Below are 10989 nucleotides of genomic sequence, written 5' to 3' on the forward strand. Positions count from 1 at the left end.
AATAAGCTTTAGAATCCTTTCAGTTTCTTTCTGAATGAATTCCTCTCCTTTTAAACAATATGACCGAAGGCTTTCAGGTCGCACCATTTCGACTATTACTTGCACCCCATTTTCATCCCTGCAAAGAACATCAACAATGCTTTGTTTATCAGAAGCAATTTCAGGGTCCATAATGGTGCTTAAGAATTCTACTTCTTGTATAGTGTTGACTTCAGTACATCCTAAAATATCGTTTAAAAAATGGATAAGAATATTCTTATTTTTTTCAGTGCCAAAGATTTTCTTAAATGTTAAATCTAACTTTGGATCGAGAAATTTAGAAAGAGCCATAAAAAAATTTTTAAATGTATCTTTATATTGTATATTCTTATTAATAATAATTCAATAATTTGTCGTCTTTTTTGTTAACTTTACTGATGTTGTTGTAAGGAACGTTGTTGCAAAATTTTGTAAAATTTATTATCCTAAGGTTTCAAGTTCTCACAGGTTTATTGGAGCTATATGTACAATGTGTTTATCAGTGAAAATCCGGAGAAAATGATGGGGGAAAAGTTAATACATTACTTTAGCCAGGGTAAATGCGAAGGCAATGCAGAAATGAAAAATCTGCTGGGAGGAAAGGGGGCAAATTTAGCAGAAATGTGCAATGTTGGCATTCCTGTTCCACCTGGTTTCACAATTTCCACCTCTGCTTGCAAAGTCTATTATCAAGACAATAGATCTTCTGTTATCCAAGTAGCTGACTACTCGGATCCAGAAAAAAATGTGGTCACGCACTGGAATGACATATGTAGTGGAATCAAAAACTACATGGCGATGCTCGAAAATGACATCGGTTGTAAATTTGGGGATTTAAATAATCCCTTATTAGTTTCCATACGCTCTGGTAGTGTTAGTTCAATGCCGGGCATGCTTGATACTATTTTAAATGTTGGTCTAAATGATGAAACCGTTGTTGGGCTTGCAAAAAAAAGTGGCGAACGTTTTGCTTACGATAGCTACTGCCGTTTCATCATGATGTACTCCAATGTTGTACTACAGCTTGATCATCACCTATTTCAAGATGTTGTTGATAATAAGCAGCAAAAGAGTGGAGCAAAAAGCTTAGCTGATCTTGATATTGATGTTTTAAAAGAAATTGTTAACAATTTCAAAAGGATAGTACATGAAAAAACAGGAAAACATTTTCCGCAGAATGTTGAAGAGCAATTGCTCAGCTCAGTGAATGCAGTATTTGCTTCTTGGAAAAATGATAGGGCTGTTTCCTATAGAAAAATACATAATATTCCTGAAAACCTTGGAACAGCGGTCAACGTGCAAGCAATGGTTTTTGGTAATTTAAATGATAATTCTGCAACTGGTGTGATATTTACACGAAATCCTTCAACTGGAGAAAAAAAATACTTTGGTGAATTTCTGATTAATGCTCAGGGTGAGGATGTGGTTTCTGGTGTTTATACTCCTATGCCAATTGACGGAGAGCAAAAAAACACCATGGAGAAGTTGCTGCCAAGTGTCTACCGAGAATTATGCGTGGTATGTGAAAAACTTGAAAGGCATTATAAAGACATGCAGGATATCGAATTTACTGTGCAGGACGGTAAGTTATGGATTTTGCAGACTAGGTCTGGCAAGCGCACGGCTGAAGCTGCTATTCGCATAATAGTTGATATGGTAAACGAAGGAACGATTACAAAAGAAGAAGGAATATTGAGAATTGATCCAAAAACCTTTGACAATTTATTGCATCCAGTTCTTGACGTTAAGAGTGACCAAAAAGTAATAGGGAAGGGGCTGCCGGCTTCTCCAGGGGTTGCTTCTGGATATGTAGTGTTTAGTGCAAGTGATGCTGAAAAAGCTGCAGAGCAGGGCAAAAAAGTGATTTTAGTAAGGTCAGAAACGAGTCCTGAAGATATTAATGGAATGAATGCTGCAAGTGGCATAGTAACAGCACGGGGAGGGATGACCTCGCATGCTGCTGTTGTAACCCGTGGAATGGGTAAGCCATGCATTTGCAGTGTGAGTGGACTTTATATCGATAAAGATGGAACTTTCTTTTCTGTAGGGGATACAAAAGTAAATAAAGGTGAACCAATTACCATCAACGGAGGAACAGGGGAGGTTATGCTTGGCATTCTCCCTACAATTTCACCTGAATTATCGCAAGAATTCAAAACGGTAATCAACTGGATAGATGAAATCAAAACGGTCAAAGTGAGAGCGAACGCTGATACTCCAAAAGACGCAAAAATTGCAAAAGAATTCGGTGCAGAAGGTATAGGCTTATGTCGCACAGAACATATGTTTTTCGCTAATGATAGAATCGAATTCATTCAAAAGTTGATAATAGCTGACGATGAAAATGAAAGGGCAAATGCGCTCATTAAACTAGAAGAAATGCAAAAGTCTGATTTCAAAGAAATATTTTCTATTATGGAGGGCAGGGAAGTCACTATACGGTTGCTTGATCCACCTTTGCATGAATTTTTACCCAATGATCAGTCTACTATAGAAAAAATTGCCAAATCACTTAGTAAGTCAGTTGAGTCAGTAAAAAATAAAATAGCACAGTTATCAGAAAAGAACCCAATGCTTGGCCATCGAGGTTGTAGACTTGCTATTTCTCATCCTGAAATATATAGCATGCAGATTAGGGCAATACTTAGTGCTGCAAGTGAATTAAAGAAAGAAAAGAAGATAGAAGTGGAGCCTGAAATCATGATTCCTTTTATCATGAGCGAGAAAGAATTTATTCTGATATGCGAGCTAGCAAAGAAAGAATCCTCTGTTATCTCAGCTGGGATCCAGACGCAGATTCCAGCTTCACGCGCTGGAATGACATCAGACAAGGCTTATTCAATTGGAACGATGATAGAACTACCAAGAGCAGCACTGATTGCTGATAAGTTAGCAAAACATGCAGAGTTCTTTAGTTTTGGCACTAATGATTTAACGCAAACAACCATGGGACTTTCAAGAGATGATTCAGTTAATTTCCTCGATTCTTATAAGGAAAGCAACATATTCGAAAACGACCCATTTGAAGTGCTGGACATCGAAGGGGTAGGGGAGTTAATCAAGATGGCCATTGAAAGAGGCAAAAAAACCCGAAAAGAAATAAAACTGGGTATATGTGGAGAGCATGGAGCAGATCCAAAATCTATAGAGTTTCTCATCGAATCAGGGGTGGATTATGTTTCATGCTCACCCTATAGAGTACCGATTGCAAAGTTAGTGGCAGCACAGTTTGGTGTTAGATCTAAATTTGCTAGGTAAGTATAGTGGCAGTGTTGGCTACTCATATGGTTTGAGCCCACCAGAGGGTGTCATTCCAGCGCGTGACGCTGGATCTAGTTTTTATTATGGCTTTCTGGATCCCAGTGTCTGGGCACTGGGATGACATCCTGTTACACGTTCAACTTCATTCTCTCTCATCTCCCTATAACTTGGTAATGTAGAATTTTTTACATGCAACCCGGTGTATATTGCAACCAAAGCAGCTATGACACTGCAAACTACTGCACCAGCTACAAATGGAACCATTACAGCAGCAGTAATGAATAATCCTGTAATAACAACTCCAACAACATCTTTTGTCAATGAGGTGTAAAAATCCTTTTTGCTCTCTTTATATTTAGTTTCTTGTTCATTTGGCATAGAAAATTGAGCATCTACGAAGCCGTTAGCTTTATTATCATTATTTGGTGTGGCAGTTTGCTTAGTATTTGTTTCCTCTGGTATTACAGGCGTTTTGTTTTTGTTATTATGATTATCACCATTGGTACTGGTTAGAGGAACTGTTGCTATAGGTCTACTACCAATGTTCCCATTACTGCTGCAAGGTTTTGCTCTGTTTTCTTCATTAAGCTTACCACTATTCAAGAACGCATTAACAATTTCAGTTTTACCTACCTGTATGGCCACTTCTAAAGCCTCTTTCCTGTTTGCAGGACTCACGTAACCTAAAATTAGCTCAACTTCTTGGACATTACCTTGAACAATAGCAGAATTCAAGGCATGCAATTTTTCTTCTTCATTAAATTTGCCACTATCCAAAAGTACCTTAACAACGTCAGCTTGTTTTGTTATTGCAGCTATATCCAATATAGTCCTGGAAGCAGTATCTGTAAGATGGACTACAGCATCTAAATCTGTAAACAATTTTACAACATCTAGAAATACGCTACGATCGCCGGTAATATTGGACTCTCTTACAGCATTTGCAAACGAGTCAAAAATTGCCGAATTTGTTTTTTTCCTTGTATTAGTTGCCCGTAAAGTACTTCAGCAGTCATACCAGGGTTTATGGAGTTACTAGAATCTACTTCATTACTGTCTGCTCTATTCTCTTCCACATTAGGTGCCTCTTCTTCCTTGTTTATCGCTGCGGTTATTTGCTCTTGTTGAAGGGGTTTACACCCATTTTGGAGGAGAAAATCCTTAACGCGTGTGTTGTTATTTTCGGTTGCATGTTTTAGAAGTAAGTCTTCTAATGAATTGTCTCCTTCACATTTATCTTGGAAATTAACTTCTTTCCACTTTGGTTCCTTTTGCAAATCTTTAAGACTAGCAATTCCCTTATCATCATATTTTACAATTGTAGCTATCTTTCGATACAACTCTCTAATATCATCATTACTATATACCATAACTAAACCTACTACTATATGTTAGTTTATTACAGCAACTTTCCCACAACCAGTCAAGACATATTGCAGTCTAAAGTTGCATGATATATATTGGATTCTTTATTTATGATTCTCGAGCAAATGATGGAAGATTTAGCTTATAAATTAGTTAAAGTGACCGAAGCTGCAGCACTTGCTGCATATAAACTAGCAGGCTTCGGCGATGAAAAAAAGGCTGATCAGGTTGCAGTTGATGCAATGCGTACAGTATTAAATTCAATGGAAATAAATGGTACTATCGTAATTGGTGAAGGTGAGAGAGATGAAGCGCCGATGCTATATATTGGCGAGAAGGTTGGCACTGGAAATGGTCCTGAAATCGACATTGCCGTTGACCCACTTGAAGGCACTACGATTTGTGCTCATTACAAATCAGGGGCAATGTCCGTTCTTGCTGCAACGAAAAAAGGTAATTTTTTACATGCGCCTGATGTTTATATGGAAAAGATAGCAGTAGGAAAAAATCTTCCAGAGGGTGTAGTCTCACTAAAAAATAGCATTGAAAAGAATCTAGACAATTTAGCCAAGGCAAAAAAATGCAAAGTGAATGATCTCGTGGTAACTGTACTTAAACGTGAAAGGCACAATGAATTAATAGAGAAAATCAGGAAATTAGGAGCAAAAATTAAACTAATAGATGATGGCGATGTTGCAGCCGTAGTTTCACTAGTAAATGGCAATCATGATATGTATATCGGAATAGGAGGGGCACCAGAAGGGGTGCTTGCGGCTGCAGCGCTGAGTTCAATCGGTGGGCAGATGGAGGGAAGATTAATATTTGACACGGATCAATTAAAAGAAAGAGCAAAAAATTTAAATATCCATGACCCAGAAAAAATCTACACCGTAAAAGATATGGCAAGAGGTGAATCAGTGTTTATTGCAACTGGAGTAACAAGCGGAGAACTTGTGGATGGAGTTGATAACATATGTTCAACTAGTTCTTTAATAATTCTACCTAATAAGCTGATAAAGCTGCAAACAATGCAGAACTTATGTTAGCTTTTTTAGTTTCTAATTTTAGTTTTGCAACATTTAGCATTAAGATATAACCAAGTTTACTTATAACAATAGAGGTGTGAAATGTTTTCTAGTATTGTAAATCTATTGAATGGTTTTTACAAAAATTCGAGTACCAAGGAAAGTGAAGAAAAGTTGACTCTTCTATCTCCTCAAGCAAATCTTCAATTCGATGAGACTCAGGTACAAAGTGTGCTCTCAGATTTTGAGAAATTGGAGTTTAAGGATAATAAGTGTTTTGACAAAATAGCAGACGATTATGAAAAGAAGGGGAAGAGTTCCCTCTTTAATTACGTGATATTGAATAAGCGGAAAGAAATAATCGATATATTAGATAGGAATCTTCCTCTTCTCGAAGAACAGGAGGAGTTTAGAAAGAAATATAGTCAATATGTTTTTCAAATTGACAAAGGAATGAGTTATGGAAAAGAACTTCAAGATAGACTTCAGTCTTTTAAAGATAGGGCAGAAGAAGTGTTATCAGATTTTGAAAAATTGAATTTCAATTTTAAGGATAATAAATGTCAAGATTCTTCTGATTCTGTAAATTATAATAACGGCCGGCCAGCGGATCCATTTGACAAAATAGCAAACTATTATCGACGGGAGAAGGAGAGCATTTTCCTTTTTAACTATGTGGTATTAAGTAAGCAAAGAGAAATAATGGATATATTGGATAAGAAGCTTACTTCTAAAGATCAGGAGGAGTTAAAAGAAAATTTTAAAAAGAGGTTGGGTAGATATCTTCTTCGAATTGACGAAGGAATGAATGATGCAAAAGAATTTCTAAACAAAGATGATCTAATTGGTTTCTTTGATGGATGTTATTGGCCAGACAAAAAGGCAGGACATCTTGTTAATCATTATGATAATCTTAGTATCAACATTACTAAACCTGGACAGAGTTTAGAAACTAGTCGTCTTTTGAGCGAAAAGATTAAAAGGATGGAAACAATTAAAAATGAGGTACAAAGAGTAAAAATATACAGTAATGATAAAAGAATAGTAACAATTGAGAAGAATGAGAAACAACAGAGGAACTACTCCTTTACAAAATTTGCAATATGTGACATCGAAATTAGTTGGGATGCAAAAGATGAATCTGGAAAAGACCTTAACTGTACTGTTGTTCTAAATATAAATTTAGGTCAAGTTAGTATTAAAAAATCAACTATTGACGGTAAAGATGTTGAACCAAAGAAAATTTTAGAGTTAGCTAAGCAAAACGAGGCTGTGCTTATAAAAGGTAAAGCTTTACATGAAGTTTTAGCAGCACATTTCATTAAGCAAACACCATGTGAGGAAAAGAAGGATATGCAATCGCACGAGAATATCGTTGTACCTGGTTCCGGTGCACCTCGCTCTATTAATGAGGAAATAACTGTAGAGCATCCGTTCGGGAAAGCGGCAAATAAAGATAATCATAGAGAAATGTGAGTTTACAATAAATGGTGCCATGAAAGTAGCTGATACATAACTGTACGAACGTTTGTTTGCGAAGAAATGTTATAGCAGGTTTTGCCTCAAACACAAAGGTGTCATTCCAGTGCTTGACACTGGAATCCAGCCCTTTTACGCAGTCCCATTAAAAACGTTGTATTTTAACGTAGGATTAGCTACTTTTATACTCACCAATTTAATCTCTAATCAAAATTCCTGGATCCCAGTGTCTGGGCACTGGGATGACATCCTCCCTAGTGGATTCAAATCACAATATTCGTATAGTAAGCACTGACCACTTTTGCTTCAATATTTGCGATGCCCCTGAACAGATACAATTATTCTATTATCAGGAGGATGCCATTAATCGCTTTATATAATGCTACTTGTAACACTTATGCCCTGAACGGAGACAGTTTAGGCTGTTATGCCTGGCGGCTTTGTTGGAATAAGTTTTTCAACACTGCTAACAATAAAATTGATTGTATCGTCAGCTACCTTATCGAATTTATCATTTATCTCTTTTCCTATTTCTTGATTTTTAACATATTCGTGTAGAGCTAAAGCAGTTATAGCTGCACATGCTGCAATTAAGCCAGTTTGTGCTATAATGAATAGTGATAATCCTCCTACGAATATAGATGTTAATCCAATAGCCAGGTTTATAATTTTACTTTGTGTTGTTTGTTGCGTCGCTTGGCTTTGATCTGCCTGTTTATCCTCTCAAGCATTCGATATTGTTTTTAAGGCAACTTTTATCGCTATTGCTGCAACTGAAACCATAATTAGCCCTATAGCTATTTTTGCTAAAAGAAGAATCGACGGTAGCATCATTACAAATAATAGCGCGCCAATTCCTCCAGCTAACCACTTCTCATTTATTTTTTTTGATTGATTTGTACCAGTGTTCATTATTACCCTCCACTTTACTTATGATTTACCTATATCTAATACGAAATATGAAGGTAGTCAACTATATATTTTATATGAAAGATTGTATTAAAAGTTTTTCATGTTATTTTTTGCTGCTTCGTGGTTAAATTTGGAATTTTAGAAAGAGTTACGTATTATTTGAAATTCTTGTATACTGTTTTGAATCAGTTAAATAGATAATGAAGTGCAGGACGCAGTTTTAATTTTACAAGATGGCAAGTGCTTTTGGGGAAAATCAGTAGGTAAAAAAGGCAAGTGCATAGGCGAGGTTTGTTTTACCACTGGTATGACCGGTTATCAGCATACTATAACTGATCCTTCTTTTGCCGATCAAATTATAACGTTCACTTTTCCTCATATTGGTAACATTGGAATAAATCATAAAGATAATGAAGGAAAGAAAATTTTTGCAAGTGGTGTGGTTATGCGTGAACTTTCTTCTATGTCCCACCCTTCTTCATATATCAGTTTAAATGATTGGTTAGAGAAAAATAACGTGATTGGGATATCAGGAGTTGATACTAGAGCTTTAACAAGACATTTGAGAGAACATGGATCTCAAAATGGAATGATATGCTCATCGAGTAAGGCGCATGCATTAGACAAATTGAAGGAATACAAACCTGTAAATGGGATAGAAATAACTAATAAGGTTAGTTTAAATAACAGTTTTGAAAATAATAGACTAGCGGAGCACTTTGTCATCCAAGTAGCTGACTACTCGGATCCAGCAAAAAATATATGGATTCCAGTGTCACGCACTGGAATGACATCAGATAGAGCTATTGACCTTAATGCAAAATATAGGATTGTAATCGTTGATTTTGGCGTAAAAATCAGTATAGTTTCACGCTTAATAGAACTTGGTTGTACAGTTGAATTAATCAGACCAAGCACAGGTTTTGCTCAAAAAGTGTTGAGTATGAATCCAGATGGTATAGTGCTTTCAAATGGTCCTGGTGATCCGCAAGAAATAGGAGAAAGTGTAGTTTCAGAAATAGACATTATTATAAAATCTAAAATACCAATTTTTGGCATATGCATGGGCCATCAATTACTTGCGATTACTTTGGGGGCAAAGACCATCAAGATGGATATAGGTCACCGAGGGAGTAACCATCCAGTTTATGATGTAATTAGTGGAAAAGTTGAGATCACTAGCCAAAATCATGGTTTTGTTGTTGATTCAGCTTCTCTTCCAAGTAATGTTGAAATTACTCACATTTCTCTATTTGATAATAGTGTAGAGGGAATAATGATGAAAGATTACCTAGTCTTTTCTGTGCAATATCATCCAGAAGAAGCGCCAGGTACGCATGATTCGCATTATTTGTTTAGGCGTTTTATTGGCAATATTGTGTTATATAAAATGAAATCTGCATGATTTTAATCAGGGTAGGTTTTATTGCTTGATTTTTTAATTTTAGGCGTTTAGTATTAAATACAATAAGAGCTTAAGTTAAGATGCTAAAATAGTATTCTCTTAACAAATTTTTGCGGAGGAGTGACCGAGTGGTTAAAGGTAACAGACTGTAAATCTGTCCGCGTGAGCGTACGTAGGTTCGAATCCTACCTCCTCCATTGTGCGGGTATAGCTCAATGGTAGAGCTCTAGCCTTCCAAGCTAGTGACGTGGGTTCGATTCCCACTATCCGCTCTTTTTTTTGTTGTATTTTTATAAAATCAACATATTATTTATTGATGTATTTGTATTTTAGGTAGAAAAGTTTAAATTATGACAGCAATAGTGGAAGCATTTGGAAAGCCGCATGTAAATGTGGGAACAATAGGACATGTGGATCATGGGAAGACGACGTTAACAGCGGCGATAACGAAGCATTATGGAAATTTTGTAGCGTACGATCAGATAGACAAAGCGCCAGAAGAAAGGAAGAGGGGGATAACGATAGCAACAGCGCATGTTGAGTATCAGACAGAGAAAAGGCATTATGCACACGTTGATTGTCCTGGACACGCTGACTATGTAAAGAACATGATAGTAGGTGCAGCACAGATGGATGCGGCGATATTGGTAGTGTCGGGGGTTGATGGGCCAATGCCACAAACGAGAGAGCATATATTGCTGGCGAAGCAGGTAGATGTTGGATATATCGTGGTGTATATAAATAAAGCTGATGTTGCTGATGCTGATATGATAGATTTAGTAGAAATGGAAGTGAGGGAATTACTGAGTAAATACGGATTTCCAGGGGATGAAGTGCCTGTGGTGGTTGGTTCAGCGCTCAAGGCGCTGGAGGATGACAGCAGCGAATATGGAAAGAAATCAATAGATAAATTGATGGAAAAGTTAGATGAATATGTAGCGGTTCCACCAAGGCCTGTGGATTTACCATTTTTATTGCCAATCGAAGATGTATTTTCGATATCGGGGCGAGGAACAGTGGTAACAGGAAGAATAGAGAAGGGAGAGATAAAGACGGGAGAAGAGATAGAGATAATAGGTCTGAAAGCGACGCAAAAGACGATATGCACAGGTGTTGAGATGTTTAAGAAGTTGCTGGATAAGGGAAGTGCAGGACTCAATGTAGGAATATTGTTAAGAGGAACAAAAAGAGAAGAAGTGGAGAGAGGGCAAGTATTAGCGAAACCGGGGACGATAACACCGCATAGAAAGTTTAAGGCGGAGGTTTATATATTAAAGAAAGAGGAAGGAGGAAGGCATACACCATTTTTTGCGAATTACCAGCCACAGTTTTATTTAAGGACAACGGATGTAACTGGGAGCATAAAATTGCTAGATGGGAAGGAGATGGTAATGCCAGGAGATAATGTGAGTGTAGAAGTAGAATTGCAAGTACCGATAGCAATGGATAAGGGATTGCGTTTTGCGATAAGAGAAGGCGGTAGAACTGTTGGTTCTGGTGTTGTTTCTGAAATTTTGGAGTGAG

At 37.0% G+C, this 10989-nt stretch carries 8 protein-coding genes, 2 tRNA genes and 1 pseudogene; 7 read left to right on the forward strand and 4 right to left on the reverse strand.

Features of this window, described 5'->3' with window-relative positions; translation table 11 throughout:
* On the reverse strand, nt 1-330 hold a 330-nt coding region (locus tag OZD64_RS02135), incomplete at its 3' end, for a PD-(D/E)XK nuclease family transposase (protein WP_274999221.1).
* Nucleotides 331-540: 210 nt separating this feature from the next.
* On the opposite strand from OZD64_RS02135, the gene ppdK reads away from it, so the two are divergent.
* Nucleotides 541-3276 carry a pyruvate, phosphate dikinase gene (ppdK, locus tag OZD64_RS02140; RefSeq protein ID WP_274999222.1) on the forward strand — a complete coding sequence of 912 codons (2736 nt, stop codon included), beginning with the start codon at nt 541-543 and terminating at the stop codon, nt 3274-3276.
* Nucleotides 3277-3360: 84 nt separating this feature from the next.
* Here the strand turns inward: ppdK and OZD64_RS02145 are convergent, their stop codons facing one another.
* The gene (locus OZD64_RS02145) at nt 3361-4161 is read right to left on the reverse strand and encodes an ankyrin repeat domain-containing protein (RefSeq protein WP_274999223.1); all 801 of its coding nucleotides are present in this window, start codon (nt 4159-4161) and stop codon (nt 3361-3363) included.
* 50 nt (nt 4162-4211) lie between these two features.
* The gene (locus OZD64_RS02150) at nt 4212-4649 is read right to left on the reverse strand and encodes a hypothetical protein (RefSeq protein ID WP_245683340.1); all 438 of its coding nucleotides are present in this window, start codon (nt 4647-4649) and stop codon (nt 4212-4214) included.
* Between the two features lie 123 nt (nt 4650-4772).
* On the opposite strand from OZD64_RS02150, the gene glpX reads away from it, so the two are divergent.
* Together glpX and OZD64_RS02160 are read left to right on the forward strand one after the other, a co-directional pair.
* Nucleotides 4773-5690, forward strand: coding sequence for a class II fructose-bisphosphatase (glpX, locus tag OZD64_RS02155; RefSeq protein ID WP_070356883.1), 918 nt, complete (start codon nt 4773-4775; stop codon nt 5688-5690).
* A gap of 81 nt (nt 5691-5771) precedes the next feature.
* Nucleotides 5772-7145 (forward strand): hypothetical protein, encoded by a 1374-nt coding sequence (locus OZD64_RS02160; RefSeq protein WP_080717621.1) that lies wholly within the window; start codon nt 5772-5774, stop codon nt 7143-7145.
* Nucleotides 7146-7565: 420 nt separating this feature from the next.
* On the opposite strand, the pseudogene OZD64_RS02165 reads toward OZD64_RS02160, so the two are convergent.
* Nucleotides 7566-8060: pseudogene (locus OZD64_RS02165) on the reverse strand (hypothetical protein).
* Between the two features lie 205 nt (nt 8061-8265).
* Here OZD64_RS02165 and carA point away from each other — a divergent pair.
* From carA to tuf, 4 genes are all read left to right on the forward strand, one after another.
* Complete coding sequence (gene carA / locus OZD64_RS02170; RefSeq protein ID WP_010962760.1) at nt 8266-9465, forward strand: glutamine-hydrolyzing carbamoyl-phosphate synthase small subunit; 1200 nt, start codon at nt 8266-8268, stop codon at nt 9463-9465.
* 114 nt (nt 9466-9579) lie between these two features.
* Nucleotides 9580-9662: transfer RNA gene (locus OZD64_RS02175), tRNA-Tyr, on the forward strand.
* Between the two features lie 4 nt (nt 9663-9666).
* Nucleotides 9667-9737, forward strand: a tRNA-Gly gene (locus OZD64_RS02180).
* Between the two features lie 78 nt (nt 9738-9815).
* Nucleotides 9816-10988: an elongation factor Tu gene (tuf, locus tag OZD64_RS02185; protein WP_274999224.1), complete on the forward strand. Its 1173-nt coding sequence runs from the start codon at nt 9816-9818 to the stop codon at nt 10986-10988.
* Nucleotide 10989 lies beyond the last annotated feature (1 nt).

The sequence above is a fragment of the Wolbachia endosymbiont of Drosophila tristis genome, from assembly GCF_028981745.1.
GTDB classification, from domain to species: Bacteria; Pseudomonadota; Alphaproteobacteria; order Rickettsiales; family Anaplasmataceae; genus Wolbachia; species Wolbachia pipientis.